Origin of the sequence: Nonomuraea monospora, assembly GCF_039531895.1 — a bacterium.
Lineage (GTDB): Bacteria > Actinomycetota > Actinomycetes > Streptosporangiales > Streptosporangiaceae > Nonomuraea > Nonomuraea monospora.
The window spans coordinates 55,186-69,218 of record NZ_BAAAQX010000014.1 but is presented as its reverse complement, the minus strand read 5'-3'; the positions used below and the strand labels follow the sequence as shown (position 1 = coordinate 69,218).

General features: G+C 72.0%; 9 protein-coding genes. All 9 read right to left on the bottom strand.

What is annotated here, in order from left to right:
• Window positions 1-33: 33 nt before the first annotated feature.
• The 9 genes from ABD331_RS26480 to ABD331_RS26440 all read right to left on the bottom strand — a co-directional run bounded on the left by ABD331_RS26480 (window position 34) and on the right by ABD331_RS26440 (window position 13,853).
• Window positions 34-1,374 carry a hypothetical protein gene (locus ABD331_RS26480; RefSeq protein WP_344479872.1) on the bottom strand — a complete coding sequence of 447 codons (1,341 nt, stop codon included), beginning with the start codon at window positions 1,372-1,374 and terminating at the stop codon, window positions 34-36.
• Window positions 1,375-3,058: 1,684 nt separating this feature from the next.
• Window positions 3,059-3,451 carry a (deoxy)nucleoside triphosphate pyrophosphohydrolase gene (locus ABD331_RS26475; protein WP_344479870.1) on the bottom strand — a complete coding sequence of 131 codons (393 nt, stop codon included), beginning with the start codon at window positions 3,449-3,451 and terminating at the stop codon, window positions 3,059-3,061.
• Window positions 3,448-4,542, bottom strand: coding sequence for a C40 family peptidase (locus ABD331_RS26470; protein ID WP_344479867.1), 1,095 nt, complete (start codon window positions 4,540-4,542; stop codon window positions 3,448-3,450). Before ABD331_RS26470 ends, ABD331_RS26475 begins: the two co-directional genes overlap by 4 nt.
• A complete protein-coding gene (locus tag ABD331_RS26465) occupies window positions 4,539-5,159 on the bottom strand; it encodes a hypothetical protein (protein ID WP_344479865.1) in 621 nt (206 codons plus the stop codon). The genes ABD331_RS26470 and ABD331_RS26465 overlap by 4 nt, the downstream gene beginning before the upstream one ends.
• A gap of 2 nt (window positions 5,160-5,161) precedes the next feature.
• Window positions 5,162-7,534 carry a type IV secretion system protein gene (locus ABD331_RS26460; RefSeq protein ID WP_344479863.1) on the bottom strand — a complete coding sequence of 791 codons (2,373 nt, stop codon included), beginning with the start codon at window positions 7,532-7,534 and terminating at the stop codon, window positions 5,162-5,164.
• Window positions 7,531-10,005: an ATP-binding protein gene (locus tag ABD331_RS26455; RefSeq protein ID WP_344479860.1), complete on the bottom strand. Its 2,475-nt coding sequence runs from the start codon at window positions 10,003-10,005 to the stop codon at window positions 7,531-7,533. Before ABD331_RS26455 ends, ABD331_RS26460 begins: the two co-directional genes overlap by 4 nt.
• A gap of 47 nt (window positions 10,006-10,052) precedes the next feature.
• Entirely contained in the window at window positions 10,053-12,746 is a 2,694-nt protein-coding gene (locus ABD331_RS26450) for a TcpE family conjugal transfer membrane protein (protein ID WP_344479857.1), read from the bottom strand.
• A 54-nt stretch (window positions 12,747-12,800) separates the two neighbouring features.
• Entirely contained in the window at window positions 12,801-13,070 is a 270-nt protein-coding gene (locus ABD331_RS26445; RefSeq protein ID WP_148437234.1) for a hypothetical protein, read from the bottom strand.
• 63 nt (window positions 13,071-13,133) lie between these two features.
• Window positions 13,134-13,853 carry a conjugal transfer protein gene (locus tag ABD331_RS26440; protein WP_344479854.1) on the bottom strand — a complete coding sequence of 240 codons (720 nt, stop codon included), beginning with the start codon at window positions 13,851-13,853 and terminating at the stop codon, window positions 13,134-13,136.
• Window positions 13,854-14,033: the final 180 nt, after the last annotated feature.

Below are 14,033 nucleotides of genomic sequence, written 5' to 3'. Positions count from 1 at the left end.
TTCACCCGGCCCCGCCCTTCTTCATGTCCGCTGCTACTTCTTCTTCCTGCCGAACCGCCGGCGCGTGCTGTCCGGCATCTCCTTCGTCGGCTCCGACCCCTGCACGGGCTCGGGCTCCACGGCGGGCGGAGGCAGCGGCTGGACGGCCGTCACGTCCGCGTCGGGGGCCAGGTAGGGCGGCGGCTCGTACTCGGCGGTGCCCTTGTCACGCACGGGCTGGAACAGCGAACCGGGCTGGTCCTGCTCCCACGGCACCGCGTCGCCCGACTCCGCGAAGGGCGCCGGGCCGAGCGGCTGCTCCACGCCGCCGTCGTACGGGTCGGCGCCGCCCGGCGGGATGTCCGCCGGCACCGGCTCGGGCGGGACCAGCGGCTCGAACGGGTCACGCTCGCGCGACCTGGGCGGCTCGCTGTAGGAGTCGAACTCGTCCGGGTGCAGCACCACGGGCTCGGGGTCCGCGGGAGGCGGCTCCTGCATGTAGCCCTGCGGCGGGTACGGGTGGTTCGGGTCCTGGTAGCCGTACTGGGGCGGGCCGCTCGGATAGGTCTGCACCGGCACGAAGCTGATGATCGGCGCGTACGCCGTACCGCCCGGATACGCCGGAGCCGGGGCGGGGAAGCCACCGGCGGTGGCGGCGTAACCGGGACCCGCCGGATACCCACCACCGGCCGGATGCACGTCAGGACCGCTCATCGGGCTGGTCATCGGGCCCGTCATCGGCGGGGGGCCCGCCTTACGGACGGCCGCCGCGTGGGCCATCCTGCGCAGCCTGCCCTCGAAGATCAGCACCGCGAACAGCGCCAGCAGCACCAGCACCAGCGCCGGGATGCTCAGCTTGCGCGTCAGGTCCGTCTGGTCGAACTCCGGCGCCGCCCTGCGCAGCTCCAGCGGCACCTCCTCGGTGGAGGCGGCCTGCGTCTGGCTCGGCGGCGGGGTGCTGACGGTCTCCGTCGGCGCGATGGCCGGCATCTCGACCGACTGCTCGGGCGTGGGCGTCGTCTGGGTGACCGGCGGCACCTCGGCGGTCTGCGTCGGCAGCGGCTGCGGGTTCTGCGCCGGCGGCGTCGCCGCGGGCGTGGTCGCGGGCGCGCTGGTCGTCTTCGTGGGGGTCGGCGCCTTCGTGGTCTTCGTCGGAGTCGCGGTGACGGTCTTGGTCACCGTCGTCTCCGGCGCGTCCTCGGGCCCCGTGGGACTCGGCGAGCCTAACGTCGTGGTGACCGTGATCGTGGTCTCGGGGTTGACGTCACTGCACAGCGTCACGTCGGGGTCGCAGGGCTCCACCGGGTCGAACGCCACGGAAGCGCTCGCGCTCTGCACGATGAACGGCGTCGCACCGGCGCCCGTCAATCCGAGCGCCAGGACAATAGCGGACACGGCTGTCGCTCGCGTGCGTGCCACCGGTGCCCTCCGCGTAGTCCCGGAACCATGGTCAAGGGAATACTAGCCGGGTAAAAGTAACAGTAAAGACGGAATTACAACACCTTTCTACGGTTACGGCCCCGTTGTACCGTGACAACGACCCACAGGGCCGCCATCAGTACCCCGATACCCCCAGCAGCCCAAGGCAAAGCCTTCGGACCGTCGATCGGGCTCACCCATCGGACAGGCATAACAGGCTTGACGGCCACGGCCATCCCCCACGGAAGTGGCGCTTCCCCGCCGGTGGAGTCGCGCTGGAACGGGACAACCGCAGTGGGGAGGGTGGGGGTGGCCTGAGGCACGGCCCCCAAGGGCTGCGGCGCCGTCCCAAGCGGCACCGTCCCAAGCGGCACCGGCACCCCAGCCGCACCCCCGCTTTGCGACGCGCCCCCTGCACCTGCGCCCACGCCACCCACGCCCGCACCCGCACCCGCACCCGCAGGCCCAACGCCAGCGAGCGCGCCGGTGCCCGCCCCGGCCACGCCGCCCGCCGCACCCGCGCCCTGCGACGCGCCACCTGGCCGTGCGCCTGCGCCCACACTCGCACCCGCAGCGCCAGCGCCGAGCGCGCCTGCGCCAGCCGCAGCGGTGCCCCCGGCGCCCGTGCCGTGCGACGCGCCGCCTGAGCCCGCGCGCGCCCCGGCCACGCTCGTGCCACCCACGCCTGCGCCCACGCTGGCCGCGCCCGTTCCGCCCGCGCCTACGCCTGTGCCCGTGCTCTGCGGCGCGCCGCCCGACCTCGCATCCCGCACCAAACCCGGCACCGCGCCCGGAGCGGCGAGAAGCCCACCACGCCGCGACCCGGTGACCGCCCGAGCGCGACGCGACGCCACCCGCGCCCGAGGGGCCACGACCCGCGCCTCAGCCCGCCGAGGCCGCAGCCGATCCACAGGGCCGGTGACCGTGGCCGACTCCCCCGGGATCACCTCCCCACCCCGCACAGCCGCGGTCCTGCTCATGGTCGTCAGCCCCCCGTCCCCGACATCCCGCACCCGCGCCACAGCCGCCAGCACCACTTCCTCACCCCCGGCAGGCGCCCGAACGGTGACATCCACCGCCCGCTCCCCCGAGACCTTGCCCAACGCACACACCCGCGTCCCGGACAACTGCGGAGCCGGCCTCCCCACCACGGCCAACGCCCGCATGGCCACCGCCCCGGCCACGGACAGCCCGCTACCGTCAGACGTCCCACCGACCTGGGGAATCTCCCCGACGACGGAAGCACTCCCGACCCGGACAGGACCCGTACCAGTAACGGCACCCGTACCAGAAACAGGAGCCGCACCAGAAACAGGAGCAGCAGGAACCGCAGAGGACTCGACCGGCGCCCCCGCCTCGCAGGCCACCCCGGCCAACGCCTCCACAGGACTGGCCGCCACCGCGACCCGAGCTCCCCGCGCCATCCCGTTCAACCGCACCCGGAACCGCTGCGTATCCCCGGTCCTGACCCACTGACCGACCCCATCGCCCCCGCTGACCCGTTCCAGCACCAGCGACACCCCGGCCGCCGCCACGGGCACGGAGGGCACAGCCACCAGGATCAGCACACCGCCGACGACCCAGCTCCTCCGCATGGCTCCCCACTCCCCCGCCGCGACAAATTACGCACAGTAATCATTGTGTCACAGAGAGGGATGTCCTAATCACGGAGGAGCAGATTCTCCACAGTCTTCATGATCGGCAGATCGGCCCCCAGCCACTCCACGTCGTAGTACTCCCCAGGCCCGAGCCACCGCAGCGCCAGATGCTCCTTGGCCTCCGGCCGCCCCGACAGCAGGGAGCAGAGCCAGACGCGCATCACGTACCCCTCGGCCAGCGGCCAGTCACCGCCGACGCGCTCACCCACCGCGATCTCGACGCCCAGTTCCTCCCGGCACTCACGGACCAGCGCCTGCGGCTCGCTCTCCCCCGGGTCCACTTTCCCGCCGGGGAACTCCCAGCCGCCGGCGAGCGCGGCGGGCTCGGCGCGCTGGGCTGCCAGTACGCGCCCGCCAGGAGCGACGATCACCGCGGCGACGACCACAATGCTCATAGGGAAGGATTCTGCAGCTTCTTGATCTGTTCCAGCACATCGGGGTTCTGCAGGGGACGGGTGAAGCCGACCCGGTTGTCGCGCGCCAGGTAGCTGGTGACCTTGATGGGCCCGCACAGCCGGCACCTGGCCTCCAGCATCTTGCCCTTCGACACGACCAGCCCGACATGGCCGGGGTTGTCGGCCGAGGTGCCCGGACCGGCGTTGAAGAACACCAGGTCCCCGGGCTGTTCCTCACCCTCTAACACCTTCACGCCGAACGGCCACTGCGTGAACGTGGTGCGCGGGATCGCCAGCCCCGCCGCCTTGTAGGCCGCGTAGATGACGCCCGAGCAGTCGAAGGAGTCGGGCCCCGTGCCGCCCCACAGGTACGGCTTGCCGCGCTGGGCCAGCGCGTACTGCAGGATCTTGGCCACGAGGTCGCTCGGCGCGGCCTCGACCAGCGGCTCGTCGCACTCCTCAGAGGCCTGCGGCGGCACCTTGACCGTGCCGGACTTGGCGTACTTCCTGGCGATCTCCTCGACCTGGTCGACGTACCACCAGGCCCGGTTGTAGACGAACAGCGCCTGCCGGACGTTCTCGGGGGCGCCGTTGCGCTTGAGCATCTTGGCGGCGCCGAGGATGGCGTCGGCCGGGTTGTAGACGTCGGCCACGCCGTCGTCGTCGCCGTCGGAGGCGTACCCGTTGAACTGGGACGTCGTCGGGATCCTGGCCTTGCCGCCCCACGTGGAGATGAGGAACTGCATGGGCCCGGCCGCGCCGGCGGCGTTGGTGCCGCTGCTGACGCCGGGCAGGGTGGAGCGTCCGTGGTCGGTCTCGCGCTTGCCGACGGCGGCCAGGATGTTCCACTGGACGCCGATCTTCTTGCCGTACTCCTTGTACAGCTCCAGGTACTCGGTCGGGATGTCGGAGGTGGCGGAGTCGGAGACCTCCTCGACCTGGGCGGTGTCCTCGCAGTCGACGCCGGCGCCGCCGTCGGACAGGAACGACGGCATCGACATCAGCAGCAGCGGCGACACGATGACGGCCACCAGGAGCAGCAGCCCCGCCGCGCCGATGATCAGAGCGAGCCGGGCGCGAGAGAGCTTCACTGATCACCCTCCTGGCCTTCGGTGGACGGCAGGATGTCGTAGACGCGCCAGTCCGCGCCGAGCTGGCTGACCGTGACCGCGTACTCCTCCGTGGCCAGCTTGTTGCCGCTGGCGGCGGTGACCTGCCTGCTCGCGGTGACGACGAACACGATGGAGAACTTCTCGACCTGCCTGATCTCCTTCAGGTGGGCGGTGGCCGTGGAGACGGTCTGGTCGGTGCGGTTCTGCTCGACGAAGCCCGCGGAGGTGACCGTCCTGGTCAGTGTGCCCGCCAGCTCCGGCGTCGTGTACGCCTTCAGCCGCTCCGCGTACGCCGCCGGGTCCTCGTCGTACCGGTAGGTGCCGTAGGCGGCGGTGAACCGCTCGGCCAGGTCCGCCGCGGCGGCGAGCTGCTCCTTCTGCATCGGCAGGTACGCGTAGACGTCGAACGGCGCGGCACTGGCGGTCGCCAGCGGCGTGCTCGACGCCACGGCGGAGCTGGTGGCGACGCTCGCCTCCGGCTCCGGCGCGGCCTGGTCGGAGGAGTCCGGCCACATCGTCAGGTAGATGCCGACCGCTGCGATGACCACGACGACGGCGGCGAAGGCCACCCCCCGCCTGTCACCTGGCTGCGCCATGTTCAGTCCTTGTCCGGGTTGTTCGGCTTGAGCCAGAACGGCACGTCGGTGCTGTCACCTCCGGAGCCGCCGCCGTTGCGGCCGCTGCGCAGCCAGAGCGGGGGCGCTTCCGAGGTGCGGGACGACGGCTCGTCGGAACCGAAGATCCGCGGGCCGGACGACGTGCCACCCGACCGGGATCCGCCGTTGCCTGACCCGCCGCCGAAGAGACCGCCCGAACCACCCGAGCCACGGGAGCCGTTGGAACCGCCACCGAACAGACCGCCGCCCGAGCCACGCGAGCCGCCGGAGCCACGCGAGCCACCACCGGAGCCGCGCGAGCCACCACCGAACAGGCCGCCCCCACCGGAGCCGCCACGCGAACGGGCACCGCCCGAGCCGCCAGAGGAGCCGCCGAAGCGCGACGTGCGGGCGCCCGTGCTCCGCGTGCCACCCGCCGACCCGGCCGACCCACCGGCCGGTCCGCCCCGCCGGGCCCAGCCGCCGCCGGACGCCCCGCCGAACCAGCCGCCCGCGGAGCCGGTGCCACCGGACCCGCCCGTACCACCGGAGCCGCCGGAGCCGCCTGACGTCGGCGACCCGGCGCCCACCCGGGGCCCACCGGCCGCCGGGCCCCGGCCGCGACCGGCCGTGCCGCCCAGGTTGAGCGGCGGCGCGGTGCCCCTGCGGGGTTCGAGCGGAGCCCGTCCCGCGGCCTTGCCCTGCGCGTCGGTGTCGAGCGGAGCCGCCGTGGCCGGGATGCGGGTGCCCGCCTGAGCGCCCTCCCCTTCCTCGCCGCGTACGCGCACCTGGCCTGCCGCCGCGGAGGCCGCCGCGCCCGCCGGGCCGCCGGCCGCGCCCGCCGCCCTGATCAGCGGCTCGGCCTTGCGCAGGCCCCAGCGGCCGATCCGGGCGGAGGCGACCGGCGGCAGCGCGCCCGCCGACCGTTCGAGCACGGAGGAACTGGCGGCCTCGCCGAGCATCCGGGTGGTGACCGTGTGCCCGCTCATCGAGGCGAACAGGTGCTGGAACGGCCGCCGGTAGAAGAACACCGCGATCGTCAGCAACGCCATGAACAGCACCTGCATGCCCCACGGCATGGCCGTCGAGATGATCAGCGCGTACCCGTACACGAGCACGCTGAGCACGATCGTCAGCACGGCCTGCCGCAGCAGCGTGCCGACGAGCATCTCCACCCAGCGCATGGCGATGATCCGCCCGCTGCCTGGATGCACGCCGATCAGCAGGAAGATCGGCCCCAGGATGAGCAGCAGCAGGAAGCCCACCTTCAGCACCAGCAGCGAGACCGCCACCAGGAAGATGAGCAGCCCGGCCACCAGGGCCGCGATGAACGCTCCGACGGCCACGCCGAGCCGGTTGGACCAGTCGCGTCCTGAGAAGGTGGCGTAGCGGGGGTCGTTCCTCAGCTTCTCGGCCAGCGAGGCGTACTCCGACTGCCTGGCCCCCACGTCGGGGGCGGGCTGGCCGGCCTGCGGCGGCGGGACCGACTGCATCTCCAGCACCTTGCGGCCCCAGTCGCGCACGACGGGCTGCTGCGGGTCGGCGGTGCCGAACAGGCCCACCAGCCACGGCTTGCAGACCAGGGTGGACCACAGCGCGTCGGCGTTCTGGTCGACGCCCGCCGTGCCGGTCTGGGCGTACCCGCCGGCCTGCACCTGCGGGTTGGCGGTGCCGGGCGGGGGCAGGCAGGACGCGCCGCCTGCGCCCGGCAGGCCGGAGAAGGCGGAGTTGACCACCTCGCCGGTCTTGTCCGTGACGACCTTGCCCAGTCCGGTGAAGTCGCCGGGACGGCTGAAGAACCAGACCGCCACGGTAACCGCCAGCACCATCCAGATGACGCCCTCGGCGGTCGTGGTGGCGCGCTTGCGGATCAGCCCGTACCAGGCCAGCCAGATGGCGCCGAGGATGACGATCGGACGGAGGTAGGGCCAGTACATGGCGTTCGACAGGTTCGTGACGATGTCGTCGACCACGTCCTTGATGGACTGCAGCGGCCCTTCCGTCGCCGCCGCCTGGTACGTGGTGATCGTCAGCCGGTCGACCGCCTTGGCCGCCGTGAAGATGCCGTTGGCCCACATGTTGCCGAGCACGGCCACGTAGTCGGAGCAGGTCAGGTCGTGCGTGTGCCAGAACTGGCCGCTCATGCCGAACTGGCCGTAGTTCGTGGTCGGCGCCTGCGGGCCGCTCGCCGGAGCCGGCGCCTGGATGAGGCCGTCGACGCCGCTGCCGACCATCTCGACGTTGAGCGGGCCCGACAGGTCACAGGGGGCCGCGGCGGCCGGGGTGGTGGCGGCGCCCAGCACGAGCGGGACCGCCAGGACGGCGCCGACGATCGCGAGCACGACCGCCGATCGTCGGGATAGCCGGATCTTCATGACCGTACCTCCTGCGCCCTGCCCACGCCCCCTTGAAGATCATGCCCGTTGCCGTCGGGTTTGTCGTGTGTCGGGTTCGTGTCGAGCCAGCGGAGAAGCTCCTCGGAGATCAGGTCTACTCCGATTCGGCCCGCCCTGCCATCCAGATCGCGGAATACGCATTCGCCGTTCCCCAGCGAGCGCAGCACGGCCTTGTGCTCTTCCGACGGCTCCACCCCGAGCAGGGACATGACGTGGTCCACCTCCACCCGTTCGGTGGACCTGAACGCGAACACGGACGACAGGCAGTTGGTCACCTGTTCGTTGAGCAGGTCTCCCGCGTTCTGCGAGACCAGCACGAGAGCGGTGTTGCGGGAGCGGCCCATCCGGCTGACCTCGGGCACCAGCTTGGCGCCCTCGGGCGTGGAGGTGATCGCCCACGCCTCGTCCAGGAAGATCGCCTTGGGGGTGCGCCGGTCGAGGCCGTTCATCAGCCTGCGCGCGAACTGGGACACCAGGTAGAGCAGGGCGACGGAGAGCCGCTGCTCGTAGGAGTAGTCCTCCCTGCCCGTGGTCACGTCGGGCAGCGTCAGGCCGCCCAGCGTGAACACCGTCGTCCACCCCTCGGTGTCGATCTGGTCGCCGCCGGACGGGTCGAAGCAGAGCCTGGCCAGGTGCATCTCGGACATCGAGCGCAGCACCGCGCCGAGGTTCTTCGAGGCGGGGTCGTCGGCCTGCTCCAGGTAGTCGACGACCTTGCCCAGCGAGGGGTCCTCGCCGTTGGAGACCGCCGCCACCGCCTGGATCATCGCCGACTCGCGCTCCTCCGACATGCGCGGCAGCAGCAGCCGCAGCGTCTCGGTCGCCATCGTCTTCTTCGCCGCGATGTCGTCGCCGAACGAGAACGGGTCGAGCAGCCCCGGCGCGGCCGACCCCAGCGGGATCACCCGCGCCTTGCGGCCCCGCTTCTCCAGGAGCTGCACCAGCGACTCCGCGTCGCCCTTCGGGTCGATCACCGCGACCGTCACGCCGCGCAACGCCATCTGGTAGATCATCAGCAGCGCGAGCGTCGTCTTGCCGCCGCCCGGCTCGCCGGTGATCGCGATGGCGGTCGGCCGGTTGCGGGTGGCCGCCACCAGCGGGTCGAAGTGCACGATGCTGCGCGCCCTGCCGACCGTCTCCCCGATGTACGGGCCCAGCCAGCCCTCGTTGCCGTCGTCCAGCCGGTCGCCCAGATCGACCGTGGCCGTGGCCATGCCGCCCGCGATCGTGCGCAGCGGCTGGCGCTGGGCGTAGGCGTTGATGCCCACCTTCTCGCCTGGCAGCGACTCGCGGAACAGCGAGAACTGGTCACCCGTCGAGTTCACGACGTCGATGCCCATGTCGCGGTAGTGCTCCACCACCGCCTCCACCCGCTGCACGCAGATGTCCTCGGTCGGGGCCGAGACGATCAGGCGGTGCCAGCCGTACACGAAGGGCAGCCGCTCCTTGGTGATGCCGTGCTCCAGCATGCGGGCCGCGTCGATCTGCTCCGCCAGCGCCAGCGGCGCCTCCGCGCCCGCCTCGCGGATGTGGTGGTCCATGTCGCGGGCGTGCGCCAGCTTGCGCGCCACGTCCTTGGACGCCTTCACCGGCGGGATCAGCCGCATGCGCGAGGAGATCTCCACCGGGAACGGCAACTGGTCGGCGAAGTGCATCCACGGCTCGCCGTCGGGGAACGGCATCAGGTCGGGGAACCGCGCGAACGACAGGTACGACACGTAGGAGTCGCCCTGCGGCTGCACGATCCGCAGCAGCGACCTGCCGTTGTGGATCTCACCCTCGACCAGCGACTCGATCTCGCCCCTGCCCCAGCGCCTGCGCGGGCTCGCCGACGGCGCGGGATCGCCCACCGCGCCGGCCGCCGCGTGCTGGAACAACCACGCCACCTCGACGGAGGTGGCGTGACGGGCGTACAGAGCGCTCGACGCGAGCGCCCGGCCGAGCCGTTCCGCCTGCTCCGTCCACCGCCCGATCTCGCTGTCGGGCACGTGGTCGTCCGTCATGCCCAGCGCCTTCTCCGTACGCTGGTAGAAGCCGAAGAGCTGGGACAACACGCCGCTGCCGAGCTGCTTGCCGCGCGGGCCGAGCCGCACGCCCAGGTAGACCTCCTTGGTCCAGAAGTCCTTGGCCCAGACGTGCCGGTACATCTCCTCCAGGTAGTCGCGCCAGCCGGACCCCTCGTCGGAGGTGGCGTTCAACGCCATGGCCCACTCGGCGGCGGGATACGTGCGGTGCGCCACCCGCAGGTGGACCTCGGCGTCGGGCATCCTGATCGCCGCCAGCGCGATCGTGATGTTGGTGGCCAGCGCCTCGCGCTCCTCCGGGGTGACGAACTCGTAGCTGACCGTCGGAAGCCGGAAGTACGCCCATGCGCAGGTGTCTGTGAGCAGGATGCGGTCGTCGAAGTAGCGGACCGCGAGGCGCTGGTGCGCTCGGGACGCCCTGCTCATGCCGCCCCCTCGGCGCATGAACGGGCCAGACCTGCTCGCTTGTTCACTTATCGCTCACCGATTCTCGTGCCCGGGGGGTCACTCGCCAACTCCTCTTCGCTCGCCGCTCGTACGGTCTGTGCCGCGAAGCCCGCGACCACCACACCGGCGAGGGCGAGATACGCCCGCCGCCCGGCCGCGCGCAACTGCCCTGGATCGACCACCTCGGCGCCACCCGGCGCCAGATCGTCCTCCCAGGGGACCCTGACGATGGCCCGGCACCTGCCTCTGGCCACCGACTCCGCCTGCTCGACGTCGGTCACCGAGCGCCTGCTGACGCCGTTGACCACCATCACCGCCCGCCTGCGCAGCTCCGCGCAGCCGTGCCCGTCGAGCCACTCGTACGTCATCGCCACCGCCTCCGGCGCCTCCTCGCTCGCCGGAACCACCAGGACGAGCTGGTCCGCGTACGGCAGCAACCTGGCCGCCAGGGCGGCGGCCGGGTCGATGACGGCCAGCTTGTAGTGGCGGTCGAGCAGGCGCATGGATTCGCCGAGCCGGTGGTCGGAGAAGAAGGACCGATCCGCGAGACGCTGCTCGGCGCCCGCGTCGGTGTCCGCGCTGACCACCTCAAGCCCGGAGGCGGTCCGCGTCGTGTAACCCCGCATGGTGAGATAGCCGCTGACCCGGTCGAGCCCTGACAGCAGCGAGGTCAGGGTCTCGGGGGTCTCCGGCTGGATCTTGCTGGTCAGCGTGCCGCCGCCGGTGTTGGCGTCGACGGCCACGACCCTGTCGTCACGCACCTGGGCGAAGGTGTGGCCGAGCATGAGCGCCGTCGTGGTCTGCCCGGCTCCGCCGGTGCAGCCCAGCACGACGATCCTCCTGCCGCCGCCGAACACGGCCCTGGCCCTCGCCTCGTCGATCTCCGATCCGTCGGTACGGACTCCGCCGCCGCCCACCACGACCTGCGCGATGCGGCGCCAGCCGCCGGAGTCCCTGCCCACCACCGACTCGATCCTGCGCACCTTGCCCTCGCCCGGCCTCGGCCCCGGCACGGGCGGCGCGGCGTCGGCGCGCCGGCCGCCTCCTCGCTCCGGCGTCTCCTGGCCCGGCAGCGCCACACCTTGGACGCTCGCCTCACGCGCCTCCGCGCCCGGCACCGCCGCGCCTCGGACACTCGCCTCACGCGCCTCCGCGCCCGGCACGTCGTGCGCCCTGGCCGCCTCACGCGGCACCGGGGCCGCGTCCGGCGTCGGCCAGCCGTGGGCGCTCGCCGCTTCACGCTCGCCGACCGTCCGGCCGTCCTCGCGGGTGGGCTCTGCGCCCCCCTCGCGTTCGTCGGCGGGCAGGCCGACGCCCTCCTGCTCGCCAGCCGCGGGCGCGCTGTGCTCCTGCACCTCGGCGCGTTCCTCGGCCACCCGCGCTTCACGCTCGTCCGCCGCGCCATCGCCTGCCGCCGCACCATCGCCGCCCGCCACCACGGCATCGCGCTCAGCCGCCACCGGCCCCTCAGCGACGTCGGCGACCGTCTCCGGCACCTCGTCGGAAGGCCCAGGCTCCTGCGCAGCCGGCCGGGGCACAGGCTTGGCGTTCGGGTTGAGCGGCGGCCAGACCCGCTGCGTACCGGGCAACAACAACCCCTGAGGCAACCGAGGCGGCTGCCCCTTCCTGTGCTGATCCCTGGCGACCTCGTCCTCACCGCGCCGCCCGCCGCCCTCGCCGCGGGCACCGTTCTCGGCCGGCGCGTCGGCACTGGCCGCCAGCTTGCGCAGCCGCCGCAACGCCTCGGTGTCGATGGGCTTACCGGCCGCGGGCTTGCGGCTCTCCACAGTCTTGATCGGCACGCTGGCCTCGCGCGCCGCCACAGCCTCGGCGCTCACGTCCTCCGCGCTCTGCGCATCCGCCCGCTCCAGGCTCTGCGCATCCGCGCGCTCCGGCGCGGGCCGCACCTCAACGGCCTCAGGCTCAGAAACGTCTTCCCGCACCGGCCCCGCAAGCTCGGGAACGTCCTCACGCATCGGCCCCGCAAGCTCGGGCTCGACGACCGCGTGCCCCGAGGTTCCCACGGCCTCGTCCAGAAGCGACACGGGCTCCTGACGCCGCCCAGCGCCCCCTGAGACCCCCTCCTCGCGCCACACCACGCCCGGCCCGCTCCCGGACACCGGAGGCGCCGCCCCCTGCCGCACCCGGCCCTTGAGGGCGGGCGCCGTGCCACGCCGGGTGCCCCAGCCCGTACGCGACGACGAGGGCTCGGCGACGGGAGCCTGCGCGGCGGCGGCAGCGGCGGCGGCGACGGCGGGGCGGACCTGGCGGGGCCCGGTGAGCCGCTGGCCCTCGCGCTTGCGCTGCGACTGGCGGGCGGTCTTGCGTGGCGCCTTCGCCTTGGCACGGACGGAGCCGGTGCGCCAGACCCGGCCGGAGAACGTCACGGTCTCGGGCTCCGCGCTGGGCGCCATGCGGTACCAGGCCTTGGGCTGGCCGAGGTAGCGGAGCTGGGATTCGAGCAGCTCGGTGAGCCGCTTGCCCTCAATGACGGGACGGGTGGACAACCACGTCACGATGCCCGGTGGCACCAGGAACAGCACGTGCCAGGGCATCTCCACCGGCACGCCCACCAGGACCAGCAGGAGCGACCACGGGACGAACACCCCGACGAAGACGCCGATCCAGACGATGGGCAGCGGCATCGGCAGCCGTAGGTCGTACAGCTTGTACAGCCGCTTCTCGATCCGCCAGATGTTCGTGTACGTGGGCAGGTCCACGCGGTCCTCCTCTCCACCCGCTCGTTCATGACCGCCGCGAAGCGGTCTCAACCCTTATCTGATGCCCAGTGCGCCCGCGATCGCCCGCGCTGTCACCTCGATGATGTTGGGAACGTAGAAGATCACTCCGATGGCCACAGCCAGTATCAGAAACTGCACGAAACGCGTGATCTCGCGGGTGAAGAGGAAGAAGAGCGCGACCACGGAGACGACAACGAGGAACAACGGGGCGAAGAAGGCGCGCAGGAAGTTGGCGAGCCCTCCGGTGTCGATGCCGGTGGACACCGGGGTCGGTGTCGGCGACATCTCGATCAAGGTGAGCATTACGGTCTTCAAGGTCACTTCTTGTCCTCCCGGGGGGTACCGATCCGCGGCGTGGCCGTGCCTCTATCCAACGACCCGTCCGCCGCCGCGGATGTCGGCGACGAACCACTTGTCGCCCTGCTTTTCCACGGTCAGGCGGTACACCTGCTCCAGCGTGCCGCCGACCACCGCCGGGTCGGTGGCGTTCGGAGTGGGCGGGGCGTCGCCGTTGGGCACGGCCCACACCACGACCGCCTGAATCTCTCGGGTGGCACCCCCCACAGGCACCACGACTTCCTTGAGCTGCGAGAAAGTGAACGCGCCTCCGAAGCTGGGCAGGCTCTTGCCGGCGGCGACGTAGCGCTGCAGCCCGGCGGCGTCGCCGAGCGCGTACTCCTTGAAGAAGCCCTCCAACTGGGGCTTGAGCTCGGCGGCCGCGGCCTCGTCCGTCTCCGGCGCGGCCACCTGGGGCAGGTCGGCCGGGGCGGGGGCGGGCAGGATCGCCGGGCGGCCGGCCACGACGAAGCGCCGGCCGGCGTCGTCGCCGGAGTAGTAGACCGGCACCGACAGCATCATCCGGCGCGGGCCCGACTGGAACGCCACGCTGATCACGGCGTTGTGGGCGTCGCTGGCCTCGATGTCGTACGGCTGGATGGCGACGGCCGCCAGCTTGCCGTAGCCGTCCCAGCCCATCTGCGGGTCCATGCCTTCGGCCAGGAACGCGGCGAGCTTGTTCGACCTGCTCGCGGCGTCTTCCGGGCTGAAATTCAGGTAAACGCCCGCGAACTGGGCGGCGAACGCCATGCCCCCGTCCGTGGGGAATCCCTTGTCGGCCTGCGCGGCCACATTGGACGAAGCAGGCTCTTGCTGCGTAAACCGCTCAAATGGGGCACGAATCCCATTCACCACGATTACCACAATAAGCGCCCAGAGAATGACGCGGCCGGTCCACACCAGCCACCGTCCGCCGCCACCCGACCAGCC

Bases quoted from the DNA above. Each gene is read 5' to 3' on its own strand.
- ABD331_RS26475 (WP_344479870.1), bottom strand. From the start codon at position 3,451: ATGAGCATTGTGGTCGTCGCCGCGGTGATCGTCGCTCCTGGCGGGCGC.
- ABD331_RS26460 (WP_344479863.1), bottom strand. From the start codon at position 7,534: ATGAAGATCCGGCTATCCCGACGATCGGCGGTCGTGCTCGCGATCGTC.
- ABD331_RS26440 (WP_344479854.1), bottom strand. From the start codon at position 13,853: ATGGCGTTCGCCGCCCAGTTCGCGGGCGTTTACCTGAATTTCAGCCCG.
- ABD331_RS26465 (WP_344479865.1), bottom strand. From the start codon at position 5,159: ATGGCGCAGCCAGGTGACAGGCGGGGGGTGGCCTTCGCCGCCGTCGTC.
- ABD331_RS26455 (WP_344479860.1), bottom strand. From the start codon at position 10,005: ATGAGCAGGGCGTCCCGAGCGCACCAGCGCCTCGCGGTCCGCTACTTC.
- ABD331_RS26445 (WP_148437234.1), bottom strand. From the start codon at position 13,070: ATGCTCACCTTGATCGAGATGTCGCCGACACCGACCCCGGTGTCCACC.